The sequence below is a fragment of the Mobiluncus sp. genome (assembly GCF_985070215.1).
Window position 1 is genome coordinate 1 of record NZ_CFKZQR010000002.1, and the last position, 14,431, is coordinate 14,431.

The 14,431-nt window shown below is 57.7% G+C and carries 13 protein-coding genes; 9 read left to right on the forward strand and 4 right to left on the reverse strand.

Translation table 11 applies throughout. The features are described 5' to 3' along the window. The 7 genes from AC5LBQ_RS00540 to pknB all read left to right on the forward strand — a co-directional run. A partial coding sequence (locus AC5LBQ_RS00540; protein ID WP_493264306.1) for an FHA domain-containing protein occupies positions 1-517 on the forward strand: 517 nt, incomplete at its 5' end. A 16-nt stretch (positions 518-533) separates the two neighbouring features. After that, positions 534-998, forward strand: a complete 465-nt coding sequence (locus tag AC5LBQ_RS00545; protein WP_169756780.1) for an FHA domain-containing protein FhaB/FipA — start codon at positions 534-536, stop codon at positions 996-998. Then, positions 998-2,320: a PP2C family protein-serine/threonine phosphatase gene (locus AC5LBQ_RS00550; protein ID WP_491680621.1), complete on the forward strand. Its 1,323-nt coding sequence runs from the start codon at positions 998-1,000 to the stop codon at positions 2,318-2,320. The genes AC5LBQ_RS00545 and AC5LBQ_RS00550 overlap by 1 nt, the downstream gene beginning before the upstream one ends. After that, a complete protein-coding gene (locus AC5LBQ_RS00555; protein ID WP_493264307.1) occupies positions 2,320-3,816 on the forward strand; it encodes an FtsW/RodA/SpoVE family cell cycle protein in 1,497 nt (498 codons plus the stop codon). Before AC5LBQ_RS00550 ends, AC5LBQ_RS00555 begins: the two co-directional genes overlap by 1 nt. Next, positions 3,813-5,273 carry a peptidoglycan D,D-transpeptidase FtsI family protein gene (locus tag AC5LBQ_RS00560; RefSeq protein WP_169756777.1) on the forward strand — a complete coding sequence of 487 codons (1,461 nt, stop codon included), beginning with the start codon at positions 3,813-3,815 and terminating at the stop codon, positions 5,271-5,273. Before AC5LBQ_RS00555 ends, AC5LBQ_RS00560 begins: the two co-directional genes overlap by 4 nt. Continuing rightward, positions 5,270-6,778 carry a serine/threonine-protein kinase gene (locus AC5LBQ_RS00565; protein WP_493264308.1) on the forward strand — a complete coding sequence of 503 codons (1,509 nt, stop codon included), beginning with the start codon at positions 5,270-5,272 and terminating at the stop codon, positions 6,776-6,778. The genes AC5LBQ_RS00560 and AC5LBQ_RS00565 overlap by 4 nt, the downstream gene beginning before the upstream one ends. After that, the gene (pknB, locus tag AC5LBQ_RS00570; protein WP_493264309.1) at positions 6,765-8,624 is read left to right on the forward strand and encodes a Stk1 family PASTA domain-containing Ser/Thr kinase; all 1,860 of its coding nucleotides are present in this window, start codon (positions 6,765-6,767) and stop codon (positions 8,622-8,624) included. The genes AC5LBQ_RS00565 and pknB overlap by 14 nt, the downstream gene beginning before the upstream one ends. A 60-nt stretch (positions 8,625-8,684) precedes the next feature. Here pknB and AC5LBQ_RS00575 read toward each other — a convergent pair whose 3' ends face one another. Further along, positions 8,685-9,677, reverse strand: a complete 993-nt coding sequence (locus tag AC5LBQ_RS00575) for a hypothetical protein (protein ID WP_493264310.1) — start codon at positions 9,675-9,677, stop codon at positions 8,685-8,687. A gap of 266 nt (positions 9,678-9,943) precedes the next feature. Here AC5LBQ_RS00575 and AC5LBQ_RS00580 point away from each other — a divergent pair, with 266 nt between their 5' ends. Further along, positions 9,944-11,293 (forward strand): variant leucine-rich repeat-containing protein, encoded by a 1,350-nt coding sequence (locus AC5LBQ_RS00580; RefSeq protein ID WP_493264311.1) that lies wholly within the window; start codon positions 9,944-9,946, stop codon positions 11,291-11,293. 95 nt (positions 11,294-11,388) lie between these two features. Here the strand turns inward: AC5LBQ_RS00580 and AC5LBQ_RS00585 are convergent, their stop codons facing one another. From AC5LBQ_RS00585 to AC5LBQ_RS00595, 3 genes are all read right to left on the reverse strand, one after another. Beyond that, entirely contained in the window at positions 11,389-11,748 is a 360-nt protein-coding gene (locus AC5LBQ_RS00585) for a thioredoxin domain-containing protein (protein ID WP_295028431.1), read from the reverse strand. 80 nt (positions 11,749-11,828) lie between these two features. Beyond that, positions 11,829-12,878 carry an aspartate-semialdehyde dehydrogenase gene (locus AC5LBQ_RS00590; protein WP_493264312.1) on the reverse strand — a complete coding sequence of 350 codons (1,050 nt, stop codon included), beginning with the start codon at positions 12,876-12,878 and terminating at the stop codon, positions 11,829-11,831. After that, a complete protein-coding gene (locus AC5LBQ_RS00595) occupies positions 12,875-14,209 on the reverse strand; it encodes an aspartate kinase (RefSeq protein ID WP_295028435.1) in 1,335 nt (444 codons plus the stop codon). Before AC5LBQ_RS00595 ends, AC5LBQ_RS00590 begins: the two co-directional genes overlap by 4 nt. Here AC5LBQ_RS00595 and AC5LBQ_RS00600 point away from each other — a divergent pair. Beyond that, positions 14,208-14,390, forward strand: coding sequence for a hypothetical protein (locus AC5LBQ_RS00600; RefSeq protein ID WP_493264313.1), 183 nt, complete (start codon positions 14,208-14,210; stop codon positions 14,388-14,390). The two genes, AC5LBQ_RS00595 and AC5LBQ_RS00600, sit on opposite strands and share 2 nt — an antisense overlap. The last annotated feature ends 41 nt before the right edge of the window (positions 14,391-14,431 follow it).

A 14,431-nucleotide genomic window follows, 5' to 3' on the forward strand; every position in this document is an offset into this window, starting at 1 on the left:
CGTTTCCGGGGCTCGTCCGGTATCCGGGAGTGAACCCGGTATCCCCGCCGAGTCCGTGCTATCGCCCTCCCAACCAAAACCGCACCCGGCGCCTGCACAGACTCCCGCTAGTGAGAATCTGGAATGGAAACCTGTGGAATCCGCGGCTCCGGATGTCCCGGCAAACTCCGTCGGCACAACTAACCCGCAGGAATCCGAACTATTAGCAAAGCATGAACAAAAACCTCTGTTGGAAGTGGTCGGGGGACAGACTTACCTGCTGGTGGGAGAGCGTACCGTGGTGGGACGGGGACGCAACGTGGACATCGCTTTGAGCGATTCCGGAGTGTCCCATCAGCATTTTGAAATTGTCCAGGTCGGCACCAACTACGTGCTGCGCGATTTGGGTTCTACGAACGGAACTTTTGTAGAGGGAAACCGCGTCAACGAAGCTACTCTCTTAGATCGCAACGTGGTGACGGCAGGCCGTATCAAGATGATTTTCTGGCGTCAAGCCGCTCCACCCCGAGAATCGTGAGGCGAGGGGCGAACTGTTGAACGAACTGAGTTTTTCCTTACTGCGCCTGGGATACCTGGTGTTGCTGTGGCTCCTGGTGGGAGGGTCCATCCTGGTTTTGAGCCGCGACATCTACGGTACGGTTGTCACCCGGCGTGACCAGGCCAAATCCTCGAAGCCCTCAAAAGGCCGTAAACAGAGGAAACGTGACGCTGCGGTGTCCACGCTTTTGGTTACCGAGGGACCTTTGACGGGGTCTTCTCTGCAGCTCACCGATAGGCCGGTCATAGTGGGCCGCGCTCCGACCTCAACTTTGGTGCTGGATGACGACTACGCTTCGGCTCAACACGCTCGGATTTTTCCGCGAGACGGCCAGTGGTTCGTGGAGGATTTGGGTTCAACGAACGGGACTGTTGTGGGAGGAGTCCGGATTACTTCCCCGACTCCGCTCAGCGCACACACCCCGGTTCGCTTCGGACAAACCATAGTGGAGCTGCGCTGATGTCTATCCAACTGCGTTATGCGGCTCGTTCCCATGTCGGCTTGGTTCGCAAAAACAACCAGGATTCCGGCTATGCGGGGCCGCATCTGTTGGTGCTGGCTGACGGAATGGGCGGTCCCGCCGGGGGCGACATTGCTTCCTCGGTGGCGGTGGCGCATTTGGCGCCGCTGGACGCAGATTCCCACGCTGCTGACGACTTGTTGAACTTGCTGCGTGACGCCATTGGGGAGGCTCACCGAGATCTGGTGGAACTGTCGGGCAGTCACGAGGAGCTGCAGGGCCTGGGTACCACTTGTGTGGCGATTTTACGTTCAGGGAACAAGATGGCGATGGTTCACGTGGGTGACTCACGAGCCTACCTGTTGCGGGACGGTGAGTTGACCCAGGTGACGAAAGACCATTCTTTTGTGCAGTACCTGGTGGAATCTGGGGAGTTGACCCCGGAGGAGGCGGCGCACCACCCGAAACGTTCCGTGTTGCTGCGGGTGTTGGGGGATTCTGAAGGGGATGTAACTTTGGACGAGTCCGTGCGTGCGGCTGTGGTGGGGGATCGCTGGTTGTTGTGTTCGGATGGGTTGAGCGGAGTGGTTTCCGCTGAGACTATCGCCACCGTTCTGGCCGAGGGCGAGACGCCGGAAAGCTGCTGTGAAGAATTGGTCGGTTTAGCGCTGAAGAGCGGTGCCCCTGACAACGTGACCTGCGTGATTGCTGACGTGGTGGATTCCGATGAGGAACTGACCGCTACCGCTCCCCAGATTGTGGGAGCCGCTTCCATTCGGCCTGCTGGAGCCAGTATCAGCGAAGCGACACCCGCTGAGAAAGCCGCAATGCTGCGCCGCGGGAAACCTTTGGAGCAGGACGAATTTGCCATGCGCACCCCGAAAGATCCCCGCAAGTTGTCTCGGCGGGGTTGGTTCATCGGCATCTTTTTGACGCTGCTGGTTCTGGCGGCCTTGGGTCTCGGAGCGTGGTTTTCCTATGGCTGGACCCAAAAGCAGTACTTCTTGGGCGTGAATCAGGGCGAAGTGACCCTGTTTAGGGGGATTGATCAGTCCATTGGCTCGTGGGATTTGTATCACCCTGTCGAAGGTATGGGGGTGCGCAATTCCGATTTGGCGCCCGTCATCCAGCAGCGCCTGGAAAAGAGCATTTCCCTACGTAATCGTGAGGAAGCTCAGGAGTTGATTGCATCGTGGCGGGACACCGGAATGGTGAAGGAAGCGAACAAACCCGCACCAGCCCTTGTGACCCCGAGCCCAACCACACCTGAGACAACTGCGTCAACCGAAGAATCCTCAAATACCGCGGGAGGTAACCAGTAATGGCTACCATCGTGCAGTATCCTGCCAGATCTGGGCGTCGCTCCGAACTGTTCTTGCTCATTCTGGCAATCTTGGTCGGGGTCGGAGCCTACCTTTCCATCATGGTTTCCCACCCGGAGGCTCCCCAGGTTTGGTACTGGTATTGCGCCGCAATCGCCGTGGGGGGAATCGCGCTACACGTGGCGATGCGGTTTTTGGCTCCCTATGCCGATCCGGTCATTATGCCGGTGGCTTTGGCGTTAAACGGGATTGGTTTGGCGATGATTTCCCGCCTGGACCTGTACTATCAGCAACGCGCCGATACCACCGGTTCTACTGCGGTGCGTAACGCTATGTTGACCCAGGTCAACAACGAACGCCAAGTCATTTTCATGGTCGGTTCTATCGCGGTGGTAATCCTGACCCTACTGCTGTTTCGGGATCATCGCAGCCTGCGAAAGTTTGCCTGGCCCTCCCTGGTCGTGGCCATTTTACTGATGCTTTCCACCAAGATTCCAGGACTGGGACAAACCGTCAACGGTGCCGATATTTCTTTGCGGATTTTGGGATTCACGATTCAACCCAATGAATTTGCCAAGATTTTGCTGGCGATTTTCTTTGCCGGCTATCTGGAATACCGCCGGGATTCCCTGGCCATTGCCGGGAAAAAGCTCGGTTTCATTCAACTGCCCCGATGGCGCGACCTGTTGCCGATTCTGGTCGTGTGGGCAGCGGTGATGGGTCTGTTGGTACTGCAAAAGGACCTGGGGGTGGCGCTACTGCTGTTCGCTATCTTTGTCGCCGTACTCTATGTCGCTACCGACCGCCCCTCCTGGATTATTTTCGGCGGGGTGTTGATGATACCGATGGCTGTCGTGGCCTATCTGTCCTTTTCCCATGTGCAAGACCGGGTGACGAACTGGCTGCACGCTTTGGATCTGGAGGTCGCGAACCCGGACCGGGTCGGCGGTTCTTGGCAACTGGTCAATGCCCTGTTCGGGATGGCCTACGGCGGTTTGACCGGAACCGGATGGGGGTTAGGCAGGCCGGGTCAAACCCCTCTGGCAAACTCGGATTTCATTGTGTCCTCCGTCGCTGAGGAAATCGGTTTGACCGGCATGTTGGCCGTGATGCTGCTGTACTTGATCCTGGTACTGCGCGGATTGCGAGCCGCGATGGGGGTGCGTGACGGTTTCGGGAAACTACTGGCCACCGCTTTGGCTTTCGGCATCGGGGCGCAGCTGTTTATCGTGGCAGGAGGCGTGACCCGCCTAATTCCCTCCACCGGTTTGACCGCCCCGTTCCTGGCCGCGGGAGGTGTTTCTTCTGTCGCCAACTGGTTAGCGGTAGCGATTCTGCTGCGGATTTCCGATTCGGCACGTCGACCAGTGACTTCTAATGAAACCGGTGGTTTTAGGTTGACGTCCGGCGGTGCCGGCGACTCGGGAGATTCTGCGGGGGCAGCCGGAGGAGCTCTCGATTACGCCGCCACCGAAAGAGTGGTGATGCCTCAATGAACGCTCAGATTCGCCGTTTAGCGGTTGCCCTGATTGTCATGATTGTGGCATTAATGGGGGCGTTAACGTATCAGCAGTTCTTTTTCGCCCCGACACTGAACGCACACCCCCTGAACCGGCGCGTCACCGATGCCTACTGGAACCAAGAGCGTGGCAAAATCGTGACCGGGGACGGTGCCCTGGTACTGGCTCAGTCGCTGCCCGTGGGAAACGGGCCGGAAGTCACCTACGCCCGGAATTATCCCCAGGGCGCGAAATACGCCCATATTACGGGATACTTCCCGGCGGCGATTCGCGGCCAGATGACAGATTTGGAAAAGGCCGCTGAACCGATTTTGTCTGGCAAGGCGGATTCCCAATGGATGCAGCGCCTCCAAGACCTGTTTACCGGCGCCCAGCCGCAGGCTGGAAACGTGTCACTAACCATCAACCCGGCAGTCCAGGATGCGATGACCGCGGCGTTGTCTGGGAAAACCGGCGCGGCCGTGGCGCTGAACCCGAAAACGGGAGAAATCCTGGGAATGGCGTCCTCTCCCGCTTTTGACCCCAACGCCTTGAGCGGCCCGGACGGCAACGCCCTGCAAAATACCTACAACGCTTTGGTCGCCGACCCGCAAAAACCCCTTCTGAACAGGGCAATCAGTGAACTGTATCCCCCCGGTTCGACGTTTAAGATTGTGACCACCGCGGCTCTGCTGTCTCACGGGACAGTTGCCGCGGATACGATTGTGGATGCGCCCGATACGCTGGATTTGCCGGGCACCGATGTGAAACTCAGCAACTTTGCCGGGGAATCTTGCGGAAACGGCCAGGTGCCGTTGCATCAAGCCTTCGCCCTGTCCTGTAACACCCCGTTTGCGGCATTGGGAATGCAGTTGGGCGGCGAGCCTCTGCAGGCCCAGGCCAAAGCCTTTGGTTTCGGCACCGTCCCGAACGTGCCGCTGACCGGGGTGGCTTCCGAATTCCCTCCCCCGGAAGCGCCGTCTTTCCTGGCGAACGCCGCGATTGGGCAGCAGTCCGTGCGGGTGACGCCCCTGCAGATGGCGATGGTGGCCAGCGCTATCGCTAATGACGGAAAAACCATGACTCCCTACCTGATTAATCAGGAACTGTCCTCCGATTTCCAGGTCCTCAAACAGTATGCTCCCCAGGAGTTGAGCCAGGCAGTGTCGCCGGAAATTGCCGCCAGTATCCGCCAGATGATGGTGGAAGTTGTCCAGTCCGGAACCGGCAAGGCTGCCGGCATTCCCGGCTTGAACGTGGCAGGGAAAACCGGAACTGCCGAAACGGGGGTGGGGCACGGCCTTGACCATTGGTTTGTAGGGTTTGCCCCGGCGGAAAACCCACGTATTGCCGTGGCAATCGTGGTGGAGGATCCGCAGGGTATACGCGGCACCGGCGGAACCGTGGCTGCCCCATTGGCACGCAGCATTTTGCAGGCAGGAGTGAGCCAATGATTGGGGCAAATACGGTACTGAACGACCGCTATCGCCTGGTGTCCATCCTGGCGACCGGAGGAATGGGCGTGATTTGGCGCGGTTGGGACAAACGCAGCCAAAATGTCGTCGCGGTGAAAGTGCTGAAAGAAGAACTCATCGGTCAGGCGACTTTCCTGGCCCGTTTGCGTGCAGAAGCCACCAACGCTGCCCGCCTGCATCATCCCAACCTCGCCGCCGTTTTTGACTGGGGCGAAACAGATGGTCAAGGCTGGATCGTGATGGAGCTGGTGGAGGGACGTCCCCTGTCGGACATTCTGGCGGGAGGCCAGATTTTGACTTGGGAACAGCTCGCTCCCATCCTCATCCAAATCGCTCACGGCCTGCAGGCTTCCCACGAAGGACACGTCATTCACCGTGATGTGAAGCCTTCAAATATTCTGGTTTCCGACAAGGGCGTGGCGAAGCTGACGGACTTCGGGATTTCGTTGGCTCCGCGCGCCGAAGCCCTGACCGCGGCCGGGATGGTGATGGGTACCGCCCAGTACCTGCCGCCCGAACAGGCGATGGGTGAAACCGCGACCGCCTTGGGCGATATTTATGCGCTGGGGGTCATCGCCTATGAAGCCTTGGCTGGAAAACGTCCGTTTACGGGGCCTACCCAGGTCGACATCGCGATGTCGCACGTGAAAGACCCGGTTCCGCCCCTTCCTGAAACCGTAAATTCCCAAGTGGCAGCGTTGATATACCAGATGTTGGAAAAAGACCCGCGGCTGCGCCCACAATCGGCGAAACAGCTCGCTGAAGCAGTTCAGGCGCTGTGGCACGGCACGGTGCCGCTGTCGTTTACTCCGCGCATGAGTTTTTCACGCAATCTGGCCGACGCTCCCCCGACCGCCCAGATGCCCGTGGCTCAGGTCGACAAAAAGCCGGAAGATACTTCACCGCAGTCCCCCGCCGTAAACACGCCTGCCGTATCGGCCTTTCCGACCGAAACTGCGGCATCCGCGCCCCCGGCCAAACCTGCGGCTTCCCCGTCCCCGGACACCCCCGCACAATCATCTGCTGCGCCGGTAAGCCCGGTACCGCTGTCCCCTCACGCGGCCCCGGCCAAACCTGACGGGACTGCCTCCGCGGCCGGGCTGCATCAGGCCGGCTCGACACCGCCCACCTCCGCGAACCCGGAGACGTCCGCCCCACCCTTGCGACCCGATTTTCATCGAGTAAAACCGGCCCAACCAGCCGCTATACCGGTGGGTTCCCAGGCGATTCCACCGCAGCGTCATGAGGAAATGATGCGCTACCTGGAAGCCAAACCGCTGCCCCAGCCGGAAACGGGTTCGAAACGAAAACTTGTTATTGCATTAGTCATCACCGCCGTGGTGTTGATAGCGTTGATTTTTGGGCTGGCAACCACCCTGCGCACCGGGGCCTCAACCGGTAACCTTGAATCGGGCTTGACCGTAACGACGGTTGCAGCCCCAGCCAGCTCGCCAGTAGAGGAGGAAAACCTTGAGTCAGTCTGACCGGATTATCGGCGGGCGCTACGAAATTAGCCAGCTCATCGGACGTGGCGGTATGGCTGAAGTCCATATCGGTACTGACACGCGCCTGAACCGGATTGTAGCGATTAAAATTTTGCGCCAGGACTTGGCCCGCGACCCTGTTTTTCAGGCACGTTTTCGCCGCGAAGCCCAATCAGCCGCCAACTTGAACCATCCCTCTATCGTGGCTGTTTACGACACGGGTGAAGAAACCATCACCGCCTCGGATGGTGCGGAAATCAAGGTGCCTTACATCGTCATGGAGTACGTGGAAGGCCACACGGTGCGGGAGTTGTTGACGGACGGCAATCCGGTTCCGCTGGAAGAAGCGGTCGAAATCGTTTCCGGTGTCCTGGACGCGTTGGAGTATGCCCATCATCAAAACTTGGTGCACCGCGACATTAAGCCAGGCAATGTGATGATTACCACGACCGGGAAAATCAAGGTGATGGACTTTGGGATTGCCCGCGCCCTGTCCGATTCCCAAGCCACCATGACACAAACCGATGCGGTGGTGGGTACCGCCCAGTATCTTTCTCCCGAACAGGCTCGCGGCGAACAGGTTGATGCCCGTTCTGACCTGTATTCCGCAGGGTGTTTGCTGTTTGAGCTGCTGACCGGCCAGCCCCCGTTTAAGGGTGATTCGGCTGTGGCGGTCGCGTTCCAGCATGTTTCGCAGCTGCCGCCTCTGCCTTCCTCGATTGCGCCGGACATTCCGGAATCTTTGGACCGCGTGGTGATGAAAGCCTTGGCGAAAGACCGTGAAGAACGCTATCCCGATGCCGCTCATATGCGTGCCGACCTGCAGGCTTCCCTGCGTGGAGGAAGCGTGGCGGCTCCCGCCACCTCAACCTGGACGGCCCCTCTAGCCGGTGATGCCACCGGCGCCGCAACCACGGTACTCCCGCCGGTGAACCAGGGGTACGCCGCTAACAGCGCAGCCCCCCGGTTTAATGCAGTGGATTCCGTAGGGCACAACCAGCTCACCCAGACTTTGGACACCACGGATTCGACCCAGGATCATCGCGGTAAACCCAACAAGAAGCCGCTGATTATTGTCGTTATACTGTTGGCGGTATTGGCGGCTTTGGGCCTCGGATTTTGGCTGGTTTTCAGCGGAGACAAGCCTACCGATGAGATGGTCGAGATTCCTTCTCTGGACGGCATGAACCAGGAGGAAGCCTCCACCGCGATTACCGATGCAGGACTCGTGTTCCGCCTGGGTCGCGGGGTCAGTTCCGAGGATATTCCGGAAGGTATTTTTGTTAAATCCGATCCGGCGGTGGGGACGAAGGTCGCCAAAGGTTCCAAGGTGTTCGTCTCGCTTTCTACCGGTCCGGGCGATGCCAGTGTGCCCTCGCTGGCCGGGCTGACCCAGGAACAGGCTCGGAAGGCTTTAGAGGCGGAAGGCTTAGAGGTTGGCAGCATTACGACCGCTGATTCAGGCACGATAGACAAAGACAAAGTCATTAAATCCAACCCCGCCGAGGGCGAAGCGGTTAAGAAAGGCGACTCGGTCGACCTGGAGGTGGCCTCCGGTAACTTCCGGATTCCCCAAGACTTGGTGGGAGGCACCAAGGAGGCTCTACAACAGTTCGTGGATGCGAACCGGGTGCGCTTGACGATTACCGAAAAGGAAGATTCCTCGGTCGAACCGGGTACCGTGTTGTCTTTGGACAAGGCGGGGCAGTTGGTCGGGCTGGATACGTCCATGACCGCAGTGGTGGCGATTGCTCCGAAGGAACCTACGCCACCGGATACTTCGACTGACTCTCCGAGCTCGCCTACAGAGACTTCCTCGCACTCCCCTGAAGCGCCCTCTGTCTAGTGTGGGATAGGGATTGATTCTCTGGGGCGATACCAGGGTATATCGATTGCCGAGTTGCGGTTATTCCGTGGGTTCACCAACCCAGGTCGTTTGGCCTTTTCCGGTCGCGGGGTCCAAGACGTTGCGGCAATAGAACTTATTGCCGTTGGCATCAACGGTCATCTGGCCGACCTCGCAGGTCGCACTGCCTTGTTGCTCCCGCTGTTCCTGCTCCATTTGCTGTTGCTGACGGAGAAGTTGCTCCTCGGATTCTTTCCGAGCCTTTTCTAAGCGTTTGTCATCGATAGCTTTCGTGACCGCGGTGATGTCCTCCTCCAGACGGTCCACAGAGGCACGCATCGATTCGTTGAGACCATCGACTTTATCGTCTGACACGGTTGACAGGGAGTTGACCTGGTTCAAAAGGCGTTTCGCGTCCTCAATTTGGGCAGCTAGAGCCGCTCTGGGCTCGGTATTGGCTTCTGCGGCCGCAGCGGTTTGTGCAAGCTTTTCCGCTTGGGCAATCTTATCTTCCAAGGCTTTCTTGGCTACCGACAGACCGTTGAGATTTTCAGCTTCCTGAATGTGTTGCAGCGCCACCTCCAACTCGGTTTGCTGCTTTTTCAACGCTTCAGCCTGAGCCATCATGGTGGAGGTTTTTTTGGCGACATCCTTACCGGTACATTCCAGGGGTTTCACTTCTTTGCTGGCCTGCTGCGCTTTGGCCTGAATGTCATCGAGCATGGCGGGGTCTGCAACTTGAGTGGAATCAGTCGTGGCCAAAGTAGTTTCCGCGTCGGACACTACCTGCTGTAGCGAAGTGTACTGTTTGGTTAAATCCTGGCTGGCTTTCGCGCAAGCCGAACGCGCCCCCTGGGAATCGCTGCCCAGCACCCACATCACGACCAGGCCGATAACGAGAGCCGCCAACATGACAGCAGCCACGATGATAGCGATGGTCCAGCGGCGGCGCGCTTTGGCGATTTGTTCCACGGTCTGCTTCTGAGGATTAGGGCGTGCCCGGTTGGGGGTACGGCCCTGCTGCGCAACGGGTTTTTGCGTATTTCCCACCATCACTCACCTCTCACCGCCAAAACTCACTGCCCCTAGTCTAACCCTGGAAGCGTCTGGAATAATATCCCAGCCCCACAACCGGAAGCTAACGTCAATATTTATCCCGGTTATCAGGCTGGTACACCCGGCACACACCCGCACAGCAAGGCATCGCCAGGATTCCTGGGGTGGTTTTATCACCCGCGTGTTCAGGATTCAGACCTTTGCATGGACAAACCTGAAGGTTACCTTGGAAAATGCTAGGAATATGGATATAATGGGAGGTAATGTCCTATTTTGATGTTGAAACCGGTGCGCTCATGGAAGATTTAACCCAGGAACAACTTGAAGCTATCAACCCGGATACCCCGCTGAATCGTTTGCAGACCATTGCACAAGACGCTCCGGAGTTGCGCCCCTTACTAGCTTTGAACCCCTCGACCTATCCCGACCTTTTGGATTGGCTAGCAGAACTGCAGGATACGCAGGTCAATGACGCTCTCGCGAAACGTGCTGAACTGGCGCAACGAGGTGAACTGGAACACTACGCGATGGCTTATCTGTCCCCAGACTCACCCGTCTCAGAACCTCAGGTGTCTCAGCCGAGCGAACCCCCACTTGACCCCCAGCCCGAAACTTCCCAACCGGACGACTTGCCTGTACCCGAGGAACCTCAGCCCTCCCCTCTGCCAGAATCACCCGTTTTTGAGGAACCGGAATCTGAGCCTATCGAGTTAGAGCTCTATGAGGATGATTACTCGTCCGCTGCCGTAGCCGCGGCCAAAATGGCGGCGGTGAACCGGGAAAACCAGGCCTCAGGACCGGACTTTACTCCCGATTTCGCCACTCCTGCAGGTCCCGAATTTGCGACGACCGGAAGGCTCGGCTCCCGGTTTTCCCGCTCCAGAGCAACAACAAAGAGTCGGTACAACCGGTTTGGGCTGTGGATGATTTTTGGGTTATTGATTTGGCTGGTCGTGATTGTGCTGGTTGTCTGGGGACTGGCCAACCAAGCTGATAAACCGGTTCCGGTGAATGCTAACGCAGCGGAACCCACCCCGAGTGTGAGTGCCACTCCCCAAGAGTTAGTACAAAACGGCTTGCCGGAAGGGTACACCGGCCCCACCAAGACTATTGAAGTGCCCGGAGCCAACCCTGGCGAAACGATAAAGCGGGTTGTTCCTGATGAGAGCGCCAGTGCTAGCGCCTCGCCGACACCTACGCCCACGAATCCGCTGGCTGCCCCGGCTAATGCCAAGAAGCTCAACAGTTTTACTACTGCTGACGGCAATGTTCGCTGCATCTTCAGCGGGTCACAAGTACAGTGTTTCGCTAACTCTACGGATCCTTACTACTGTTCCGCACAAGCCCCGAATACGGGATACAGTGATGTACTTTACGCCTCGCACAGCCGCCGCCACGAGTATGCGTGTATCGAACCCATCGACACGGCCACGGAAGGAACTTTGGGTGCTAACGAAACGGTTTCTAACGGTATTTTCGCCTGTCAGGCCAGTAAGTCCGGAAACCGCGTGGTGTGCTGGAACACCACCGCGGGCGATGGCATCGTGGTGGGTAGCGATATGGCGGCACGCTTCGGAAAAGGCCAATACGTCCCTCCGCAGTGGGATAAGTAAGCTGCGTCTGGCTAATTGTGTCCCGACGTTTCGTCTGGCGGTAGATATACGTCACCCCCGGCGAAACCGGGGGAAAGTGCGAGTTTTTATAGGGGCTATTGTACTGCCCCGTGCCCAGCTGCGACCTGGGCCATATCTAAGTTCCGAACCTGATGGAGCAGTTCGTCCAGCTGAGTGCCTTGCAGCAGGCCGGCCTCACGGAACACCAGGATTGACTGCCGGAAAATCATGAGTGTCGGGATGGAAACAATACCCGCCGCGTTCACCAACGGTTTTTGTTCCTCGGTGTTGACGGTGCCAAAGTAAACGTCCTGGTTACGCAGGGAAGCCTGTTCAAAAACCGGGGTAAAAAGGCGGCACGGGCTGCACCATGGAGCCCAGAATTCGAGCACCACAATATCGTTCTCACTCATAGCCTGAGCCATGTTATCTTGAGTGACAATATTCACTGCCATGAGTCGGTGCTCCTTTCTGGAATGAGTTTAGCACAGAGAAACATGACAACACGGTAAATTAGTTACATTTATTTAACATTTTAAAGTTCCGCTGCTACCAGTTCCGCTAGTTGCACCGCATTGAGTGCCGCACCCTTGCGCAGGTTGTCACCGCACACGACCATGATTAGGCCACGATTATCGTCAACTGCCTGGTCTTGACGGATGCGGCCGACCAGGGAGGGGTCGATGCCAGCAGCGTCCAGCGGTGTCGGTACGTCTTGCAGAACCACGCCAGGAGCGCCGTCTAATGCCTGTTTGGCCTGTTCAACAGTAATGGGGCGGGAGAATTCGGCGTGAATAGTGAGGGTGTGGGAGGTCAGCACCGGGACGCGCACGCAGGTTCCCGACACGCGCAGGTCAGGTATCCCCAGGATCCGGCGCGACTCATTGCGCAGCTTTTGTTCCTCATCGGTTTCCAGGCTGCCGTCATCTACGTATTTGCCAGCAAAAGGCACCACGTTGAAACCGATAGGAGCCACGTAGGTTTCCGGAGCAGGCCAGGCGATGGCTTTGCCGTCGAGGACGAGTTTGTCCAGGTTGGAGACATCCCCCACGGCTTCGACCATACTTTCCAGTTCACGCACGCCTTTCAGTCCCGAGCCGGATACTGCCTGGTAGCTCGAAATCGTCAACCGGGTCAACCCAGCAAGGTTGTGCAGCACTTTCAAAGGGGGCATGGCCGCCATAGTGGTGCAATTCGGGTTGGCGATAATGCCTTTCGGGCGGATTTTCAAGTCTTGGGGGTTGACCTCGCTGACAACTAGGGGGCAGTCCGGGTCTTTGCGCCAGGCGCTCGAATTGTCAACCACGACAGCCCCAGCCTCCACAAATTTCGGGGCGAATTCGCGAGAGGCAGCAGCACCTGCACTAAAGATAGCGATATCTACCCCGGAAAAGTCTGCTGTCGCGGTATCCTCCACCACGACCTGCTGACCCCGAAAGTCAACCACGGTACCCGCAGAACGGGATGAAGAAAAGAAACGAAAACGGGAGGCGGGAAAGTTCCGTTCCGTGAGTAGAGTCCGCATGACCCGGCCGACCTGACCGGTCGCACCCACCACGGCTACACAAAGATTGTCCTGGCTCATCGTCCCGTACCTCCATAAACCACGGCTTCAACCTGTTCAGCATCGAGACCGAACGCGCTGTGAACCGCACGTACAGCTTCGTCCAGCTGATCCTCGCTGACCAGGACACTCAAGCGGATTTCCGAAGTGGAAATCATGTCAATGTTGATTCCCGCTTTGGAAAGAGTCCCAAAAAGTTTTGCAGAAACACCCGGATTGGTTCGCATTCCGGCGCCCACGAGCGACAACTTACCCACGTTGCCGGTGTGGACGACCTTTAGAAAACCTCCTTCCGCTTTCGCGCCTTCTAACGCCTTTACTGTATCCGCAGCATCGGCGTGGGGCAGAGTGATTGTCAAGTCGGTAGCACCTGGTTGTACCGTCGACACGTTTTGCACAATCATGTCGATGTTGGCGCCGGCCCTCGCAATAATCTCAAAAATGTGGGCGGCTCGACCCGGTTCGTCGGGCACTCCCACCAAGGTAATTTTGTCCTCGCTGCGATCGTGGGCGAGGCCGGAAATAATCGGTTCTTCCACTGGGGTCTCCTTCATGAGCTGGGCTTCAGGGTCAAATGTTAAAGCACTGTCGGGCACCAAGCCCTTTAGCTCGGGATGAGCCGGACCGTCGGAAATCCAGGTGCCTGATTTGTCCGAAAAAGAAGAACGCACGTGGAGAGGTACGTGGTAGCGCCGCGCAAACTCAACCGCACGAAGGTGCAGGATTTTTGCGCCGTGGGCAGCCATTTCCAAGGTTTCTTCGAAAGTCGTGGCTGAAATTTGTTTTGCCTTAGGGACCAGACGCGGATCTGCCGTGAACATGCCATCCACATCGGTATAGATTTCACACACATCGGCGTGAAGGGAAGCCGCTAACGCCACCGCGGTGGTGTCTGAACCGCCACGTCCCAGTGTGGTCACGTCTTTACGTTCGTTCACGCCCTGGAAGCCTGCCACAATCGCAATGTTGCCATCATGAATAGAGCGGGCAACCCGTTCAGGCACCATCGAAACGATATGTGCCTTGCCATAGTGGTTATCGGTCTGTACCCCGGCTTGCTGGCCTGTATAGGAAATGGCGGTTTCGCCGAGTTCATTCACGGCCATCGCCAACAAGGACATCGAAATCCGTTCCCCGGCAGACAGCAGCATATCCATTTCCCGCTGGGGAGCTTTTTGCGTGACAGAAGCGGCCAAATCCAGCAGGTCATCAGTGGTGTCTCCCATCGCGGAAACCACCACCACAACGTTGTGACCAGCTCGTTTGGTGGCAACAATACGCTTGGCAACGCGCTTCATGGCCGCTGCGTCCGATACGGAAGAGCCGCCGTACTTTTGCACAACTAGCGCCATGAAAACCTCCCTTAAGCCGACACGCGGCAGTGAGGGCCGCGGCACCTTTACTGCTAACTGTTCGATTATAGCTATTATGCGCGAAACTCGTGAAATTGCCTCCGGTAGAGAACCGGGTTTGCTCGACGGCGATTTGGAGCGGGTGGTGTTACGCCGGGTGATTGTGGGTGGGCAGTTTTAACGCGGGTGTTTTTTGGGTAGCTAGTTTGAGGCAAACCGAGT